This window comes from Lysinibacillus antri (assembly GCF_003977595.1).
In the GTDB taxonomy this organism is placed as follows: Bacteria; Bacillota; Bacilli; order Bacillales_A; family Planococcaceae; genus Ureibacillus; species Ureibacillus antri.
The window spans coordinates 1-19,409 of record NZ_RYYR01000022.1; the positions used below are offsets into that span (position 1 = coordinate 1).

Consider the following 19,409-nt stretch of genomic DNA (forward strand, 5'->3'; position numbering starts at 1 on the left):
AGGCAAAATTAAAAATGAGTCCGGTACAATACCGAACCCATTTTGAGAAAGTTGCCTAATGAAATAACCGTGTCTAACTTTTAGGGGTCACTTCAAATGGCGGTTTTTCGTCCTTTATTTCGCTTCTGTAGCTAATGTAGTTTCAATTAAACGTTTTAAAATATGAATTTGACCAAAATGTAATGATTCATGGAATGCACCAAATGCAGCTAGTTCACCAGATGTGTTATTACCGATAAACGGCTTTTCTAACTGTTGCGCAAATGCTTCTTCAGGTAGAGCATTAATGCGTTCTTGTTGCTCTTGTAATTTTTCGATGATCGCTTCAAGGGATGGAACTTCACCAGACCAATCTGCAGGTTTTGAGCCATTGCGGAAGTTTTCTATGAATTCTGCTGGAAGATTCTTTTGACCAGGGAAGAAGAAAAGTTCTCCTGTTACTAACACATGTCCTACTTGCCAGTGGATATTGTTATTGAACCCTGCTGGAATTGTACTTAATACTTCAGATGAAATGCCTTCAACCTCTTTTAAAATATTGCGTCTCGTTACATTAATTTGATGTTTTACTAGTTCGCTCATTTTAAATCCTCCTAAATATTAGTTCAGTGTGAATATACTAAATTTTTTGATAAAAGTCTAATAAACTCACTTTTTTATAATTGAAACTTAGAAATAATGGTAATTTATTAGAAAAATAACGATGTTAATAGAATATAAATCCTACCCTGAAAACCATCATTTTATTAAGTTGAAAGGTATATGAATTATCGTTAATTAATGTTGATTTTTGCTATATTTTGCATTACCCTTAAGCAGTTAATTGAATTGTATAATGAGAGTAGATGGGGAATCAGCCATCACTGACAATATTAGATAAGGTGTGAACCATCATTATTAAACGTATATTTAATTTATTTGAAATTTCTAGCTTAAAGGGCAGATTACGATTTTGGTTTATATGTTTTATTGCCCTCTTAGTTTTAGCAGCTTCTATTCCTTTTGTATTTTTAGAAAAACAACAAAGACGAGAAGATGCGAGAAATGATTTAGAGAAAATGATTGATGTTCAGCAAGTAACGATTGATATTTGGCTCTCTGACCGTGTACAAAACATTCGTTCACTCGCAGAACTACCAACGATGAAATCCCTCAATCTTTCGGATAGTTCCAACATATTTCAATCCTTTGACGAATATCATTCAGAATTTGAAGGCATTGTGTATGTGAATAAAAATGGGATCACGGAGCTCGATACATCAGGTGAAGTCGGGGTAAATGTATCAGACCGGCAATATTTTAAAGAAGCGAAAAATGGCAATGCATTTATTACAGATGTCATTATTGGCAGACAATCCAAAAAACCAGTCATTGTTATTTCTGTTCCAGTTTTTGATCGTGCACAACAATTTCAGGGACTTGTGTTTGGAGCAGTGTCCATTAACACAATCAATGATATTTTAAAACAATTTCAAGATAAAAATAGAGAAACCTATTTAGTAAACCGAGACGGTATGATTATTACAGAATCTCGTCAAGGCAAGCTAGGTGAAACAATCGATTCAGAACTGTTTAATTACGCTTTAGCAGGTAAGAAGCTAGACGATTTTTACGATTCGACAACTGGTGAAAAGGTTTTAGGTAACTATAAATGGGCCCATAACAATCAATGGTTAGTGATTGGTGAAATTAGTAAAAATACCATTTATGAGTCTTTTTATCGTATGGCGTTTATATTCGTAAGTGTAATTTTGTTATTGGCTCTATTAGGTTATGTATTCATGATATTCGTATCGAAACAAATTGAAGAACCCATTCAACGAGTACTCGATGGAACAAAGAAAATTGGAAAAGGAAATTGGGGTTATCGTTTATCCTCTCCAACGTACAAAGATGAAATAAAAGAATTACAAGAGCTTAGCCATAATTTCAATCAAATGGCAGAAACGATTGAATCGCATATCTATTCCATCGCGGAAAATGAAGAACGCTTCCGAACAATCATGCAATATTCGAGCGATATGATTACGATCCATGATGCAAACGGAAAGTACTTATATGTATCTCCAGCAGGAAAAGAAATTTTACAGTACGAAGATCACGAAATTTTAGGCTATGACAGTTATTATTTCATTCATCCAGAAGATATTCCACTAATCGAAAAAAACTTTGAGAAATTACTACAAAATGGCTATGTCGTTTCAACTTATCGCATACGTAAGAAAAATAACGATTATATTTGGTTTGAGTCTTCGATTAAGTACATGAAGGGGAACAATGAAGACGCGTCACGTATTTTCACCGTTTCTCGAAATATTACAGAAAGAAAAATGGTAGAACAGCAATTAACCGAAGCCAATAAACTGCTACAAGAGCTATCTTCAAAAGATGGTCTTACAGGCATTTTAAATCGTCGCAGTTTTGATGAAAGATTAGAGGAAGAATGGAAACGAGCAGAAAGAAATAATTTACCACTATCCCTCATTATGTTAGATATTGATTTCTTCAAAGCTTACAACGATACGTATGGCCATCTAGGAGGAGATGATTGTTTACGAGAAGTGGCAAATGCCATCAGCCAAGCTTGTAAACGAGAATCGGATAGTGTATTCCGTTATGGTGGGGAAGAGTTTGGGATCATTTTGCCTGAAACAGATTTAAAAGGTGCCCAAACGGTTGCAGAAAAAGCAAGAAAAACTGTGGAAAACTTGCAAATCTCTCATGCGGGCTCAAAAATTTCTGATGTCGTAACGATTAGTTTAGGTGTCGCGACCATCATTCCAACAAAGTATGCAAGTGCGAGTTCGTTAATTGAGTCGGCTGATAAAGCACTCTACCAAGCAAAACAAGAAGGGCGAAATCAAGTAAGAAGTTATTATAAAGAGTAAAACTGTGAGCGTCGTTCCATTTTTAATGATGGAATGGCGTTTTTTTGATTTTAAATGGATTATTTCTCGAAATTCTAATAGTAAGCCAAGTTTGGCTAATATGGCGTTTGATTTGGCTAATATTACACGCAATTTGGCTAATATCTCTGATCATTTGTCTAATAATTTTTCAATCGAGTTTAAAATCCAGTTTTGAAACCTTTCTAATGTCAACTCGACTAATCTTATAAATAATAAAAAGAAAGGGTGTAGAATCAGTGAAAATAAAATCGTTTCTTACAATAATTTGTTTTTTATCAGTGTTTGCACTTGTTGGGTGTGGATCGACGGTAGAGCAAGGGGAAGAGGCTCCAAATTTAAATGAAAATCTTGCCGGTGGAACAATGCTAGCAGGGGAAGAAGCTCCCGAAATCAAGGGAATCTTAAAAACTATTGAAGAATCGAATGAAGTTATCATTACGGTAGACAGCCAAAATATCGTCTATCGATTATCTGAAGGAGCGATCGAACAGGTGAAAGAAAAAATAGTAGAGCCTGGAAATGAAGTAACCTTTACAACATTCTCTATTGGTGATGATAAAGAATCTATTGCTGAGTTTATAGTGGAAGGTAATAAAGACTAGACTTTATAAGCAAAATATCCTTAAAACCGGTTAGATAAAATTGTATGCATGAAGTTGTGACTTTTCTATGAACTCTTTTCATATAATATAGAAAAGAGAGAAAGCGAAGTGACTAGCATGTTTAATTTCTTTCGGAATACCGCTGCAGTAGTCGCCATTGCTGGAATTTTTCTAATTGTTTTAAGTTTCTTTGTAGGCTTTTCACTTTGGTTTGGGATTGAATTAGTCAAAAGCAGCTTTTTTCTACTTTTGCTCGCTGTATTTGTGCAATTGTTCGAACATGAGCCGCCTAAAAGATGCTATAAGAAGGTTTAGATTGTTTTAAAGCCTTATTCGTATAAAAAGAGCCGAGACTTTTATATAAAAGTCCGGCTCTTTTCCTATGTTATTTAGCAGAAGCGATTAGCTGGGCGAGCCGCTTCCGCTTTTCTTATTGTCTAGCTGCAGCGGCTAGCTCTTTTCGAAACTTCAACTTCCTCCTACGCATGCAAGCATGCTTGTCGAAAGTCTCCAGTTTCTCAAGAGCTGGGCGAGCCGCTTCCGCTTTTCGTATTACATATCCCAAAGTAAAATCAATAGAGATCCAAATACAGTCACGATGGCGATAATCGCACCATAAAAGATTGTTGTATAAATCGATTTTCCATCTTTTGATTCACCCGCGTGCATAAAGACAACGAGTTGTAAAAATGCTTGAACAAAGGCAGTGATTAATAGAATCGTCATTCCAAAGCTAAAACTCATATCCGTGAAATGAACGAGTAATGCCACTGCCGTTAAGATTAAAGAAAATACAAACCCCATTACCTGTTTTGCAGGAAATAATTCTTTCATATTACATCATTCCTTTCAGATAGATGAAGCTGAAGATGAAAATCCAGACAACATCTAAGAAATGCCAGTAAAGGGAAAAGATAAAGGATTTATTGGCCGTTTCCGGTGTTAAACCACGTTTCTTCACTTGTAGGATAATAAATGTTCCCCAGAATAACCCTAACGTCACGTGAGCACCATGCGTACCTAATGTTGTTAATAGTGCAGCTGTAAAGGCACTTGTTTGATACGTTGCGCCAACATGGTAATAATGCATAAACTCATAAATCTCTACGCCCAAGAACACTAAACCTAGTAGAAGGGTAGTAGTAAAGAACGTGATCATCGCATTTTTACGACCAAGTCTCATCGCATGCACACCAAGTCCAATTGTAAAACTACTTGTTAAGAGGACAAGGGTTTCAATAAGAACTGGCGTAATTTCAAAAATCTCTGCTGGTGTTGGTCCTGTTCCTGTACGACCTTCAAGGGTAAAGTAGGCTGTGAAAAGTGTAGCAAACAGCATAATTTCAGCACCAAGGAAAATCCAAAAGCCTAGTATATTTAACTGATTTTGATCAGTGCTATATTCTAACGGTTGTGAATGGTCGATTTTCATTTACTAGCACCTCCCAATAACTTTTCCGTTTCCTCTACTTCTTTTACAGATATATGATATCCGTGATCTTTTTCAAATGAACGTAAGCCCATACATACGAAAATACCAATTAATGAAACTACTGCTGGAATCCATAGTGCAAAGACGAATGAGAAACCGCAGACGAAGAAAATCATACCCATAATGAACGGAACTCCACTATTGTTTGGCATATGGATTTCTTCTTGTTTCCCTGTAAATAATTGATGACCGTGTTTTTTTGCATCCCAGAATGCTTCACTTGAACGGATTTGTGGAACTTTCGCAAAATTATATACAGGTACTGGTGTATGTGTAGCCCATTCTAATGAGCGAGCATCCCATGGGTCACTCCCAATATCTCTTGATGAATGTTTGAAACTATAGTAAACATTCCACACAATTGTTACAAATCCGATTGCCATTAAAGCGGCACCGACAAATGACACCATGTTTAGTGCACCAAACCCTGTACTTTCTGAGTAAGTGTACATACGACGTGCTTGCCCATCTAACCCAGTAATATACATAGGGAAGAAAGCAAGAATAAATCCAATCGATAGTAACCAGAAAGTGGATTTACCAATTTTTTCATTTAACATAAAGCCAAAGAATTTCGGCCAATAATACGTTAATCCAGCTAACATCGCAAATACAACACCAGGAATAATCGCATTATGGAAGTGAGCAACTAAGAACATTGTGTTGTGATATTGATAGTCTGCTGCTGACATCGCAAGCATAACCCCTGTAACCCCACCAATTGTAAATAATGGGATAAACCCAATTGAATATAGCATTGGTACGGTAAATCGAATTTTCCCTTTCCACAATGTAAAGAGCCAGTTAAATATTTTTACCCCTGTAGGCACCGCGATGGCCATTGTTGTAACAGAGAAAATACTGTTTGTTAAAGCGCCCTGACCCATTGTAAAGAAATGGTGTGTCCATACTAAGAACGATAGTAGGGAAATGAGTACCATGGAAGCAACCATGGATTTATAGCCATATAAGTTACGGCCTGAGAACGTTGAAATAATTTCACTGTACAGACCGAATGCTGGCAAGATTAGAATATAAACTTCAGGATGTCCCCAAACCCAGAAGAAGTTCGCCCAAAGCATATCCATTCCGCCATTACCAGTTGTAAAGAAGTTTGTGCCAAATAAACGGTCAGTTGTTCCCATTATTAACGCGACAGTTAAAACAGGGAACGCAAAGATAATAATGACATTGGCAATGAATGCAGACCATGTGAACATCGGCATTTTCATTAATGTCATACCCGGTGCTCTCATTTTTAAAATTGTCGTACACATGTTAATACCAGTCATTAAGGAACCAATCCCTGAAATTTGGATCGCTAACATGTAGTAATTTGTTCCAACTGACGTACTGAAATCGTTCCCAGCAAGAGGGAAATAAGACGTCCATCCTGCATCAGGAGAACCCCCAACAACGAATGAAATATTAAATAACATTGCACCAGCAAAGAATAACCAGAAGCTTAGTGCGTTTAATCGAGGAAACGCTACGTCACGTGCCCCAATTTGTAATGGAACGATTAAGTTCATAAAAGCAAAGATAAACGGCATTGCCATAAAGATAATCATAACAACCCCGTGAGTTGTAAAGATCTCATTGTAATGTTGCGCATCAAGTAACTTAGCTTCCGGTGTGGCAAGCTGAGCACGCATCATAATGGCATCTGCACCACCACGGAAAAGCATAAGGAGCGCGGAGATTAAATACATAATCCCAATTTTTTTATGGTCTACAGTTGTTAACCATTCAGTCCATAAATAGCCCCATTTTTTGTAATAGGTTAAACCAGCCACTATCGCAATGGATACTAACGCAATGGCTACCATCGATGCATAGATTGCTGGACTTGGATGAGGTATGGCAAATCGTTGTAAGAAATCCATTCCATTTGATCTCCTTTCAAGAGAAAATTACTTATCTATTAATGACCACTGTGATCAGTTTCTTCATGTAATTTAGTTGAATCTTGTTCAGTTTCTGAACCATGATTATGTTCAGGAGCAGGACTAAACTCTAAATGTGTACCAGTAAATGTCATACGTCCAAGATGACCTGGTTCTAATAATTCTTCAAATTCATCCTCAGTAATCGGTTCAGCCGTATCATGCACTTCTTCTACCCACTCATCAAAGTCTTCTTGTGACATTGCTGTAGCGATAAACGTGTTTTCAGCAGTACCTTTCCCACTAAAGTTTGCGTTTCGTCCCATAAATTCACCTGGATAATCAGCTGCTAAATGAAGCGTTGTCACCATATCCGACATCGCATATTTTTGACCACCAAGCTGAGGAATCCAGAAACTCGTAATCGGACCATATGAATAAAGCTTGAATTCTACTGGTCGATCAGCAGGGATGTAAACATAGTTCACGGTTTCAATACCTTGCTCTGGATAACTAAAATGCCATTTCCAGTCAGAAGAGGAAGCATAAATCACTAAAGGTTCTTGATCTTCATACCCAACTGGTGTTGATTCCACGATGTAGTTACTTTTAATTGAAACAAAGGATAAGTATGCGACAATTAACACTGGAACTCCGACACAAATGATTTCAACCCAAATATTACCTTCAATATGAGGTGGTTCGTAATCATCGCTTTGTTTTGATGCGCGGTATTTCCATAGCATGTAAATTAAAATCGCAAAAACAACGATGACAATGACGGACATAATTCCAATCGATAACATAATGTCACTTGCTTGTCTTGCAGCTTGTGGTCCTTTTGGGTCTAGAACTAATAACGGTTCACATCCAGTTAGAAAGACAACAAGTGTCGTAAGCGAAGCGAGTAGTGACCACTTTCTTTTCATAGAGAGATGCTCCTTTCTTTATCCGAAAAACTATATTAAAAACATTTCTCGAAATCTATAACCTATTTTATAAAAAGAAACGAAATAAAAACACTTTTACACTATGTTAATAGTATTTAATTCATAATTTGTTCACGAATTATATATAAAGTTGTCATAAGTATTTACGAAATTTTAATGAACTGTGGAACCTTTTAGAATAGGAAATCTGTTAAATATTTGTATTAAAATTCCAAAATTTTTCGCGTGAAAATACTATATCGATAAAATTTAGTGACTTTGGAGAAATAACAATCGCTAATTTAGAAAAAAGTAGATTTTTAATCCATGAGTGCTTTTAACGTCTATTGCATATTATCCGACACATAAAAATACAAAATTAATTTTTACTTACGCAACAAAATAATTAAAAAATTAAAATAAACGACGCAAAGTATATAAAAATAATAAAGTTGAGGGAGAGTTGGGAAACATAATTAAATATAAAAAAGACCGTAGAAATAAAATGAGATTTAATTCTACAGTCTGCTATTTAAATATGGGAGCGAAATGGTGTGATGGAAAAATTCTAAGTAAGTAGTTTATTATCCAGAGATTTTTCCATCTTGTTCTTCACGTATCCAATGACGATGAGATGCAACTGCCTGAATAAATTTTTCATTGAAGGTTGTTAAATCTGTTGTATTGCGAACAGTCACTATCCCTTTATCTTCTATTGATTGATCTTGTCCTTCTTGTCCTGTTGCAAGATGAATATTTTTAATCTCAGTGTTGGACAAAAGATCTACCCCTTCATTAATTGCGGCAATTGGTTTCAAATGAACAAACGCATCATTAATAAAGGATTTTGCTTCAAAAAGATTCATTAACTCGTTCACAGATTGTTGACCGCCAACAACACAAACAGCATCGTACATTACTGAATGTGCAGTAGCGTAATTTTTGTTGACTTCCACTTCTTGGCCATCCGTACTCTTAATCGTCCCTAAATATTTACTTATAATGTCTGATTGAACACCAGCAGATTTTAATGCGGATTGTAATTGGATCAATTCATTTAAATTGAATCCATCATTTGCTAAAATGGCAACTTTTCTTGATTGTGCACTTTTAATCGTCTGCATTTGACTAAGAGCAGGGGAGGATGCTTTCACTGTTGGCTGCTTTGGTGTAGCTGGTGGCTGAACGCCAATGCCTTGTGCAATTTGTGTAGCTAATTCTCCATCAACATTGTTAAACATCTCTACCACTTTTTGCTTAATAGTTTTATTTTTTACATTGCCCACTTCAAAATGGAATGCTTTAATAATATGCTTTTTCTCAGTCTCTGACATACTATTCCAGAAAAGTGTAGCTTGCGTGTAGTGATCATTAAAACTATCGCTTCGATTACGAATTTTATACCCCTCCACTTTCTCCGTGTAATGCGTATAACCATTTACTGGATCAGGTGTTGGTGAATTCTGTTGAAGTGAATTGCGATGATAACTTACTTTTCCTTTATCAATCGTCATTCGATGGAACCCGTCACGTTGATTATTATGAATCGGCGCAATTGGACGGTTAATTGGAATCTCATGGAAATTTGGTCCGCCTAAACGGAGTAGCTGTGTATCCTGGTAAGAAAATAAGCGACCTTGAAGTAATGGGTCATTGGTAAAATCAATCCCTGGTACGACATTGCCTGTATGGAATGCCACTTGTTCCGTTTCGGCAAAGAAGTTGTCTTGGTTTCGGTCCAATGTCATTTTTCCAATGATTTTTACAGGAATGAGTTCTTCAGGCCAAATCTTTGTAGCATCTAAAATATCAAAATTAAATTTAAATTCATCTTCTTCTGCTAAGAGTTGTACGCCAAGTTCGAATTCAGGGAACATGGTTTGATTTACTGCGTCCCATAAATCACGACGATGGAAATCCGGATCTTTCCCAGCAATTTTTTGTGCTTCATCCCATGTGAGAGAATGAACACCAAGCTTTGGCTTCCAATGGAATTTGACAAAGGTACCTTTTCCTTGTTCGTTCACAAAGCGGAATGTATGAACACCAAACCCTTCCATCATACGGAAACTGCGAGGAATACCCCGGTCTGAGAGTAACCACATAATCATATGGGCTGTTTCTGTATTATTCACGACAAAATCCCAAAATGTATCATGGGCTGCACTTGCTTGTGGAATTTCATTATCGGGTTCAGGCTTAATGGCGTGGACCAGATCGGGGAATTTAATGCCGTCTTGTATAAAGAAAACGGGCATATTATTCCCAACTAAATCATAATTTCCATCTTCTGTGAAAAACTTAGTCGCAAATCCACGTACATCCCGAACTGTATCAGCCGAGCCACGAGATCCTACAACTGTAGAAAAGCGAACAAATACAGGGGTTTTAACAGATGGATCCTGTAAAAATTTCGCTTTCGTATATTTTTTCATCGACTCATATACTTGGAAATGCCCGTGCACACCAAATCCTCGCGCATGAACCACTCGCTCAGGAATTCGTTCATGGTCAAAATGCATCATTTTTTCACGGAAATGAAAATCTTCCATAATAGTCGGTCCACGTTCACCAGCTTTTAATGAATTTTCAGTATCTGATACAGTGACACCTTGATTAGTAGTTAATTTCGTATTTTTGTGATCCGCACGAAATTGTTCTAGTTGCTCATTTTTCACATTTTCTAAATTTGATTGGGTATCCTTTTGATGATCCATGTTCTGTCCTCCTATATAGTATCTAGTAGCAGTCATACCCTAAAGGATGTGAATTTTATACGATATGAGAGAGAAGTGATTAATTAACGGAAATGAACTACAAAATGGATTAATATAAAGTGAAGCTCCAATCAGTGGGGTTTTCCTGGTGGACAGGACAGTTGAACTAAACAGAATTGTCTGTGCAACTATTCTTCCACGTATCCTTTTCGTTTTTATTGAAGATGGATTTTTCTGCACGCTGTTACGAGATAAGTAGTACAATGGGACAAAGTTATGTAGATGGGAAGGAGCGTATTGCATGCTAGATAAAATAAAAGGTGGATTATTTGGACTTGCTATTGGTGATGCACTTGGTGGAACAACCGAATTTATGACGAGAGAAGAAATTCAGTCACAATATGGAAAGGTAACGGACATAATCGGAGGGGGCGTTTGGAATCTAGAGGCAGGAGAAACAACTGATGATACAGCCATGACGATTGCGGTAGCGGAAGGAATTATCAAACATCCAAAAAATCCAATTGAGGACATTGGAAGAGAATTTAAGAAATGGGAAAGTACCAATCCAAAAGATATTGGATCGACCATTTATCAAGTCTTTCAAAACTATCAAGGCGATTGGTTCCAAGCCGCAAAACAAACCCACGAAGAGTTAAATGGAAAAAGTGCAGGGAATGGGAGTTTAATGAGATGCTTGCCGATTGCATTGGCGTATACGAATACAGAGATGATTGATGAACTGTCTAGGCAGCATTCTAAAATGACCCATTATGATGAAGAAGCCTCTGAAGCATGTGTGATTTATAATCATATAGCAAAACGAGTGTTAGATGGAGAAAATCTGCAGCAAGCTATTCAAATCGAAATTAAAAATACCCAATATGAAGGGGACTATAAGAAAGAACCAAATTGTCCAGCTGATGGTTATGTTGTTCATACGATGCGTTGGGTTTTATATTGGTTAATCAATAGTTCTACGTTTGAAGAAGTGGTCGTAGGTGCGACAAACGTTGGGAATGATAGTGATACAGTAGCTGCAATTGCAGGCGGTTTAAAAGGGGTAGAGGTAGGTTATGAAAAGCTACCTACGCGATATAAAGATATACTGTTAAATCGTAGTGAATTAGAAGAGCTTGCTGAAAAATTACAAGGAATACGATTTTAGTTGTGAAAGGGGGAGCATTCTTTTGAAAAAGAATGCTCTCTTATTATTAGTGGAGTGTTATAGCATCCACAGATCATTTACTTTTTTCATCTCTTTTAATAACCTTTATCATATGTATAATGACTCTCTCTCTAACATTACATCCATCCATTAATTTTACCTTTTTTCAAATTTTTTTTGATAACATTGTAGATAAATTGAAGATTAATAGGTATAGTTAAAAAAGTCAGTAATGATTTTATATCACTTTATGCTTTAATTTTATTATAAAATTTTATTGTTTTTTTCATTGCTGAAAGATTATAGGATATACTTTAAACTATAATTTGTCGATAAAATCTTACACAACACATTTAGAAAAGTTTTACTGGAGGTTATTATGAATTATAAAATTTTTAACAAACCCGTATTTGAACAAGCACAACTGCGTTCAGTAGCAGACGTAACATTTACTGAAGAGGAACTTGAAAATGGAATGAAGCTTGCTGTATCTAAGGCAGATCCAACATTAGCTTTATATTTAGTGGAAATTGATGGTCAGAAAAAATTTGACGTTCGTTGGGATGATTCTTCTGAAATTTTCAATGGCTGGTATTCTGCTTGGGATAATTTTGTATGGTGTTTAAATACTGCTGAAAAACAATAATGATAAGTGATCCAATATAAACCGAAAGCAAAGAGATTTGTTTTCGGTTTTTTCTTATAGTATAAGAATGAATTTTTGGACTTTGAACAGTGTCTAGCTCCAGGCGCTAGCTCCTCGGAAACTTCAACTTCCTCCTACGCATGCAAGCATGCTTGTCGGAAGTCTCCGAAGTACACGGATGTACGAGTGCCGACAATACCACAAAGGAACTTTGCGACGAGTAATCGCAGGAGCACTGACGTGGCGTTTTTGGCGGCCAGTTTCTTTCGGAGCTGGGCGAGCGCCTTTCGCTTTTCTTTAAAAAAGGCCTCTAAAAAACTTTTTAGAAGCCGCTTCATTATTCACATAATAATATATGTCGTTCAAATTGTTGTTTTTTTGCAACGCATCGATCCCTAATGATAAATGCTACATCTGCTAACATTGCATCAATTGGTTCTACCGTAACGATGACAGCACGATCAGCTATTCTCCGCGCATGGCGAATAATATCGAACTGTTCTTCCGGCGAAGCATGCGTATAAATATTGTAGGGAAGGTCAATAATGGCTACATCATAATGCTCCGTAACTTCTGCAATGGGTCCCTTTGTAATATTGCCATCAAGTCCAAAAAAGGCAATATTTTCTCTAGCCCCTACACAAACAAATGGACTAATATCTCGACCAACAATATCCATTCCCATCGAAAGAGCTTCCACAACCACTGTACCAATACCGCAGCAAGGATCAATTAGACGAATGCCATTTAAATGAGGATCCGCGATATTGGCAATAGCACGTGCTACTCGTGTATTAAGGGCAGTTGAATAACTATTTGGTTTATGTACATGCTTTCTCCAAATGGATTCACTTTTAACGTACTTCCCAAAGTACCAAAATCCATCTAATAAAATGACACCAAATAATACTTCTGGGTGATCCAGCTCCGGTTCACCATCAATAAATAAACCAATATCACGTTCAATTTGACGACGTTCTGAATGAGAGATTTTCTTATTGTGGCCAATATCCATTTTATTTAAATTGATGACTTTATAGGTCTTATCTAATTTTAAGCCTTTCGCAAATTCATGAATTTCCGTTAGATTGTCAGCTTGAATTAAAACCTCAAGTCGCTCTTCAATAAAAGGACTACGACTCGGATCGATGGCAATATCGCTAATCAAAAAGTTGGCTTGTGTATCAAAACCAAAAAATGAACGCATTTCCATTCGACAAAGATCAAATTCATCTTTGTGATGTACATAAGTGTATAGATATGTACGATTTTCTTGTTGGGTTATCAATTAATCTGCATCCTTTTTAGTTGTTTTGTTCTGTAGTTTGAATTAATTTTTGTATGAATTGAAGTGCAAGTGTAAGTGCTTCATGGACCGTCATACTTTCACTGAATCCTTCAATAAAGTCAATCGGAATATTTAACTCCCATAAACCATCTTCACCAGAAAACATCGCACTATAGTTTTTAGTTTCTGTAGTGTGTAAATGTTCTTCTAGAAACGTTTTAATCGTTGAAGTGTGTTTCTTTTGCACTTTTAACCCTAGTAAAACCATATACGTTCTAAAAACATCATCTACTTCTAGGGAAATCGCATCTATTTTTACCGCCTCAAAAGTAGGGGACTCAATGTAAAGGAATTCATTTAAATGTTGTTTGAAATACGTAATGGGTGTAGCAAGAAAAGAACTTTGCTCTTGTGCAATCGTATCTTCTGTTTCTTTATCGCAGCGTTCAATATATGCATCTGTTAAATTTATTGTCATAAATATAACCTCCTTATTTCTAACTAGTATATCCTTTTTTGCAATAAAAAATAGACAGTCGTATTTTGCAACTGTCTACAAAAAGCACCATTTTAAATTTTACCACATGTGTGAGGAAGTACGCCATAATATTCCTGTTGTTTCTTATATGAAGATACTATATAATAATTTATAGAATACAAGTGATTCGAAAGAGAAGCCGTTTTCCGTTAAGTGCTGGTAACACTTAATATAAAGGAAACGGCTTTTTTATGTTTTTTTACCCATTGGAACAATTATTATCGTATAATTTTGTTATAAAGTATTAAATGAGGTGGGTATTTTGGGTAAGTTAATCGTATTAACAGGTTTAGATGGTAGTGGGACAAGTACTGTAGCGGAACAATTATATGCAGAAGATCAAGGTTCAACGTTGCTCAAATCGCCACCGTTTCCTTTTTCAACCAATCGCAGTCAAATTGATGAAAAAGTTTACGACATTTCACCATCAGCACATTATTTATATTATTTAGCATCTAATGTTTATTTAACAGAAATCATTAACAAAACCATGAGTGAGCAAGATGGCAATGTGTATTGCATTCGCTATTTTATTGATACAGTCGTTTCTCATCGTGCAAAAGGTGTAAATGCTGCATATGAACATGAGACAGAGCTATACTCGATTCGTAAGCCAGATTATATTTTCTATTTAGATGTAGAAGAACAGGAACGTCAAAAAAGACTGGATGAGAGAGGAAGAGGATTCTTAGATAACCAATTGGATGACGAATCTCTTCTAAATGGGTTCTTAGAAGAATTTAATGCTCTCGAAAGTCAATTTATCCGTATTCCAACAACGAATCGTGATCTAGAGGAAATCATTCAAGAAATTCAAAGTTATATAAAGTAAAACTTCAATCCGTAGGGGGGTTCTTCATCCCCACGGATTGTTAGTTGAACCAATCGGGCTTTTACGGACAGTTGATCTCTCACTTATCTTTTTCGCTTCACTAAAATCTTGAAGTGGGAGTCTTGTACCTGTCGCTAAAGCTTTCGGTACAGATAAATTACTGCCCGTTAATGCGGGATAAAGTAAAAATATGAAGCAACTTTCACGATGGATGAGAGTTGCTTTTTCTATTGTATGAGTGTTCTAGCTTGTTTGTATAGACGAAAGGATAATTACAAGAAGGGGAGATCTGTTGCAATATTATTACGGAAATTAAATGTCTCTTCGTGTATTGGATGAATCGAAATTTTGGAAGCATCAGGAGGAACGTTAACTGCGATGAACGCCCGAAATACGGGGGAAATTGGAAGAATGGGTATTTATAGCCCGGATGAAAGCCCGAACGCCAGGTGAAATGGATGAAAAGGGAATTCATAGCCCCGATGAAAGCCCGAACACCAGGTGAAATGGATGAAAAGGGAGTTCATAGCCCGGATGAAAGCCCGAATGCGAGGTGAAATGGATGAAAAGGGAGTTCATAGCCCGGATGAAAGCCCGAACGCCAGGTGAAATGGATGAAAAGGGAGTTCATAGCCCGGATGAAAGCCCGAACGCGAGGTGAAATGGATGAAAAGGGAGTTCATAGCCTCGATGAAAGCCCGAACGCTAGGTGAAATGGATGAAAAGGGAGTTCATAGCCCCGATGAAAGCCCGAACGCTAGGTGAAATGGATGAAAAGGGAGTTCATAGCCCCGATGAAAGCCCGAACACCAGGTGAAATGGATGAAAAGGGAGTTCATAGCCCTGATGAAAGCCCGAACGCGAGGTGAAATGGATGAAAAGGGAGTTCATAGCCTGGATGAAAGCCCGAATGCGAGGAAAATTGGCAGAAGTGGTATTTATTTATCCCATGATGAATAATACCGCCATAAGAACTTTTCTATTATTCGAGCGAGTAGAAGTTACTACCCTAATTTTAATGAGCACGAAAAAATCAACTCTTCCTTACAACAGGAGGAGTTGATTTTCAAGTTAAGTCAATAGTTCACCCGATCCGATAAATCAAAAATCGTTCATTTATATTTTTTTCAACTAATCCTGGGAGCGGAACTTCTTTTAGTAATTCAAAGCTGGTTTGGATGTCCAAAAAATACCGATAATCATCAGATGGGTAATAAAGAATTAAATCGATATTGCGTTTTGTCTCTTCAAATGACCGTAAAATATTATGGACGACTTTTATAAATACTTGAACAGAAAATGGGTTAAAGTAGTAAAATTTATTTTCGCAAGGTTGAATCGCATATTTTTCAGCTAAGCAATTGTGAAACGTGATATCTCCCTTAAGCTTCTTGATTTTCTTCCTATACAAAGCCTCATTTTGCAATGCCTCGTCAAAAAAATCAGGATTCATTTCAACCCCAACACAAGATGCGTGAAATTTATAATTTAAGAAAAAATTTAGGCGGCCTTTTCCGCAGCCAAAATCAACAATGTGGTCACTAGCCACCACTTCATAATGCTTACATAATTCCTCTAACGCACTATATGGAGTAGGTTCGTAAGGGTGATAATAAACTGAATTGTTCACTTCGGATTTATGTCCCATAGTATTGATCGCGAATAATTCATCGTAATAATGTTCGTTCACTAAAATAGTTCCTCATTCCGTCTCAAATTTCTTCTATTATACAATACCATGTCTAGTGGGAATCGATTCCGAGAAAACTTCTATATATAAAGAAACAAAAGGAGTAAACGCCATGTCAAACTACAACAGTCAAAAATTTAATTTACCGTCATTTCCATGGATCATGAAGCAGACATGGAGCGAAAACTTATTTGTGCATTACCCTGTAAAAAAAGAGCATTTACAAAAGCTCATTCCAAAGCCACTCCAACTTGATACGTATGACAATAGGGCATGGGTGAGCATTGTTCCATATTTTATACAAAATATGCGGGGACATGGGATGCCTGCTATACCCGGAACGAAGGAGTTTGCAGGATTTAATTTACGCACGTATGTAAGGGCGAATGAAAAACCAGGTGTGTACTTCTTTCATTTAGGTGCATCAAATTGGTTCGCTACAAAGGGGGCCAAAACATTTTTTCAATTACCTTATTTTTATGAAGATATTCGCATGGACAAGGAAAAGGAGATGGTACATTTCCAGGCCCCCGGGAAACTCGTTTGTGCATACAAAGGCGCTTCAAAACCTTATCATCCAAGTAAAGGTTCATTGGACGAATGGTTAGTTGAACGCTACTGTCTTTATACAACCAATCAAAAGGGAAAGCTCTTTCAAGGCAACATTCTCCATCCTTCATGGGTTTTGTATGATGCAGAGGCAGAGTTTCAAGAAAATACATTATTATCGCGTTACAATATTACACCTGAAAGCGATCGACCAATATTACATTTCGCCCACAAAAGAGAAGTAGCGATTTGGCCATTAGTGTCACCCAATCAATAGAAAAAACGACATAATTCAACTAAATGAATTATGCCGCATCTCTTTATTTAATAGATTCCACAGGGAACGTTGCAAAGATTGGTGTTTGGCCGTTACGGAAGTATGTGAGTAAAACTGATTCTTCTGCAACAATATCTCCAGTTGTGAAAGCTTCATAATTAATAGCAAAAGGAACGAGAAGGGAGTGTTTAAAGAATTCCTTTTCCGTTACATTCATGTTGGCAAATTCTTCACCAGCTAATGTAGGTGTTTCTTTCAACATTGTGTAAATCGCCTTTTGCTGATCTTGCGAAACACGATCATTCCACCACAATTTTCGCGGTTGGAATTGTTGGCGAGCTAAATAATCGAGTTGCATCAAGCTACGAACGATTGGAAGGTTCACATTTGGTTGAGTCGCTAAAAATTCTTCCAGTCGCTTAAATAAATCTTCTAACTGATGACCAATTCGTGACCAGCCTTTTTCTTCCCAATACGTACCGAAGTTTTGGAAGAAATCAAAAGGCGTTTCAAAACTTTGCGTTACTAAATATTCAATCGTATTGTCCATGCGATGATCGTTCCAATATTTCTCTAGCACGTCTTCTGCATGTTTGATTCGAATAATTTCGTCAAACGTTAACACATTGTTCGCAAAGATTTCGTATGGTGCAACATCTACATACGTGTAGCCATATTTCTCTGCCTCCACACGAAGACCTGTCCCACGTAATAATTTTAAAAACCCTAGCTGCAATTCCTCAGGACGCATAGCAAAAACATCATTAAACGTTTGTCGGAAGCTATCGTAATCTTCTTCCGGAAGCCCGGCAATTAAATCAAGATGTTGATCGATTTTGCCACCTTCTTTTACCATAGTTACGGTACGTGTTAATTTTTCGAAGTTTTGGCGACGTTTGACAAGTTCATTTGTTAGGTCATTTGTTGACTGCACGCCAATTTCAAAACGGAACAATCCTTTTGGCGCATTATCGTTTAAGAACTGGATTACTTCAGGGCGCATAATGTCTGCCGTAATTTCAAATTGGAATACAACCCCAGGCACATGCTCATCAATTAAAAACTGGAACATCTCCATCGCATAGCTACGGCTAATGTTAAAGGTACGGTCAACGAATTTAATTGTTTTTGCACCATTTGCCATTAAGTAACGAATATCTTCTTTTATTTTTTCGCGGTTAAAGTAACGAACGCCTACTTCAATAGAAGAAAGACAGAACTGACAACTAAATGGACAGCCACGACTTGTTTCGATATATTGAATTCGTTTGCCAAGGTGGGGTAGATCCTCTGCAAAACGGAATGGACTTGGAAGCTCGCGTAAGTCAATTTTTGCAGGTTGTGGATGAATTTTGACTTTACCATCTTGTAAGTAGCAAATGCCTGGTACATCCTCTAACGCTATTTCTCCAGAAAAGTATTTTAATAAATCTTTAAATGACTTTTCACCTTCACCCATGACGATGAAGTCAACTTCTTCAATTCGACGTAACCAATCATGCACATCATAAGAAACTTCGGGACCACCTAAAATAATTTTCGTTTGTGGCGACACCGCACGTAGCATACGAACAACACGAATCGTTTCTTCAATATTCCATATGTAACAACTAAACCCGACAACATCTGGCTTATACTGGTAAATATCAGAGACAATATTAAATGCAGGATCTTTTATTGTATATTCAACGATGGTTGGATCAAAATCTGGTTGAGCAGCTGCTTTTAAGCAACGCAACGCCAAGTTGGTATGGATATATTTCGCATTCAGCGTAGTTAAAACAATTTTCATGTATGGATCTCCTTTGTAAAACACTTATCAACACTTAACTATACGATTTTTCTAGGAGGACGTCTAGGTTTTGCTTTGTTCGATAGCGCGTATT

16 protein-coding genes are annotated in these 19,409 nt (G+C 36.9%); 6 read left to right on the plus strand and 10 right to left on the minus strand.

Going from position 1 to position 19,409, the window contains the following annotated elements; all coding sequences use genetic code 11:
• Positions 1-114: 114 nt before the first annotated feature.
• A complete protein-coding gene (locus EK386_RS14390) occupies positions 115-582 on the minus strand; it encodes a DinB family protein (protein ID WP_126659880.1) in 468 nt (155 codons plus the stop codon).
• Between the two features lie 413 nt (positions 583-995).
• On the opposite strand from EK386_RS14390, the gene EK386_RS14395 reads away from it, so the two are divergent.
• Both EK386_RS14395 and EK386_RS14400 read left to right on the plus strand, forming a co-directional pair.
• The gene (locus EK386_RS14395) at positions 996-2,888 is read left to right on the plus strand and encodes a diguanylate cyclase domain-containing protein (protein ID WP_281274270.1); all 1,893 of its coding nucleotides are present in this window, start codon (positions 996-998) and stop codon (positions 2,886-2,888) included.
• A 257-nt stretch (positions 2,889-3,145) separates the two neighbouring features.
• Positions 3,146-3,511, plus strand: coding sequence for a hypothetical protein (locus EK386_RS14400; RefSeq protein ID WP_126659882.1), 366 nt, complete (start codon positions 3,146-3,148; stop codon positions 3,509-3,511).
• 552 nt (positions 3,512-4,063) lie between these two features.
• Here EK386_RS14400 and qoxD read toward each other — a convergent pair.
• The 5 genes from qoxD to EK386_RS14425 all read right to left on the minus strand — a co-directional run bounded on the left by qoxD (position 4,064) and on the right by EK386_RS14425 (position 10,535).
• Entirely contained in the window at positions 4,064-4,345 is a 282-nt protein-coding gene (gene qoxD / locus EK386_RS14405; protein WP_126659883.1) for a cytochrome aa3 quinol oxidase subunit IV, read from the minus strand.
• 1 nt (position 4,346) lies between these two features.
• Positions 4,347-4,943 carry a cytochrome aa3 quinol oxidase subunit III gene (qoxC, locus tag EK386_RS14410; protein ID WP_126659884.1) on the minus strand — a complete coding sequence of 199 codons (597 nt, stop codon included), beginning with the start codon at positions 4,941-4,943 and terminating at the stop codon, positions 4,347-4,349.
• Positions 4,940-6,889, minus strand: coding sequence for a cytochrome aa3 quinol oxidase subunit I (gene qoxB / locus EK386_RS14415; RefSeq protein WP_126659885.1), 1,950 nt, complete (start codon positions 6,887-6,889; stop codon positions 4,940-4,942). Before qoxB ends, qoxC begins: the two co-directional genes overlap by 4 nt.
• Before the next feature lie 38 nt (positions 6,890-6,927).
• On the minus strand, positions 6,928-7,818 hold the full coding sequence (qoxA, locus tag EK386_RS14420; RefSeq protein ID WP_126659886.1) for a cytochrome aa3 quinol oxidase subunit II: 891 nt from the start codon (positions 7,816-7,818) through the stop codon (positions 6,928-6,930).
• 584 nt (positions 7,819-8,402) lie between these two features.
• The gene (locus EK386_RS14425) at positions 8,403-10,535 is read right to left on the minus strand and encodes a catalase (protein ID WP_126659887.1); all 2,133 of its coding nucleotides are present in this window, start codon (positions 10,533-10,535) and stop codon (positions 8,403-8,405) included.
• Positions 10,536-10,836: 301 nt separating this feature from the next.
• Between EK386_RS14425 and EK386_RS14430 the strand changes: the two genes are divergently transcribed.
• Positions 10,837-11,703 carry an ADP-ribosylglycohydrolase family protein gene (locus EK386_RS14430; protein WP_126659888.1) on the plus strand — a complete coding sequence of 289 codons (867 nt, stop codon included), beginning with the start codon at positions 10,837-10,839 and terminating at the stop codon, positions 11,701-11,703.
• Positions 11,704-12,082: 379 nt separating this feature from the next.
• Positions 12,083-12,349: a hypothetical protein gene (locus EK386_RS14435; RefSeq protein ID WP_126659889.1), complete on the plus strand. Its 267-nt coding sequence runs from the start codon at positions 12,083-12,085 to the stop codon at positions 12,347-12,349.
• A 337-nt stretch (positions 12,350-12,686) separates the two neighbouring features.
• On the opposite strand, the gene EK386_RS14440 is transcribed toward EK386_RS14435, so the two are convergent.
• Complete coding sequence (locus EK386_RS14440; protein WP_246027682.1) at positions 12,687-13,637, minus strand: TRM11 family SAM-dependent methyltransferase; 951 nt, start codon at positions 13,635-13,637, stop codon at positions 12,687-12,689.
• Between the two features lie 16 nt (positions 13,638-13,653).
• On the minus strand, positions 13,654-14,115 hold the full coding sequence (locus EK386_RS14445) for a hypothetical protein (RefSeq protein ID WP_126659890.1): 462 nt from the start codon (positions 14,113-14,115) through the stop codon (positions 13,654-13,656).
• Positions 14,116-14,437: 322 nt separating this feature from the next.
• Between EK386_RS14445 and EK386_RS14450 the strand changes: the two genes are divergently transcribed.
• Positions 14,438-15,007 carry a nucleoside/nucleotide kinase family protein gene (locus tag EK386_RS14450; RefSeq protein ID WP_158674438.1) on the plus strand — a complete coding sequence of 190 codons (570 nt, stop codon included), beginning with the start codon at positions 14,438-14,440 and terminating at the stop codon, positions 15,005-15,007.
• Positions 15,008-16,091: 1,084 nt separating this feature from the next.
• Here EK386_RS14450 and EK386_RS14460 read toward each other — a convergent pair.
• Positions 16,092-16,697 carry a methyltransferase gene (locus tag EK386_RS14460; protein ID WP_126659892.1) on the minus strand — a complete coding sequence of 202 codons (606 nt, stop codon included), beginning with the start codon at positions 16,695-16,697 and terminating at the stop codon, positions 16,092-16,094.
• A gap of 112 nt (positions 16,698-16,809) precedes the next feature.
• Here EK386_RS14460 and EK386_RS14465 point away from each other — a divergent pair, with 112 nt between their 5' ends.
• The gene (locus EK386_RS14465; RefSeq protein WP_126659893.1) at positions 16,810-17,523 is read left to right on the plus strand and encodes a YqjF family protein; all 714 of its coding nucleotides are present in this window, start codon (positions 16,810-16,812) and stop codon (positions 17,521-17,523) included.
• Between the two features lie 43 nt (positions 17,524-17,566).
• On the opposite strand, the gene EK386_RS14470 is transcribed toward EK386_RS14465, so the two are convergent.
• Positions 17,567-19,315, minus strand: a complete 1,749-nt coding sequence (locus EK386_RS14470) for a B12-binding domain-containing radical SAM protein (protein ID WP_126659894.1) — start codon at positions 19,313-19,315, stop codon at positions 17,567-17,569.
• Between the last annotated feature and the right edge of the window lie 94 nt (positions 19,316-19,409).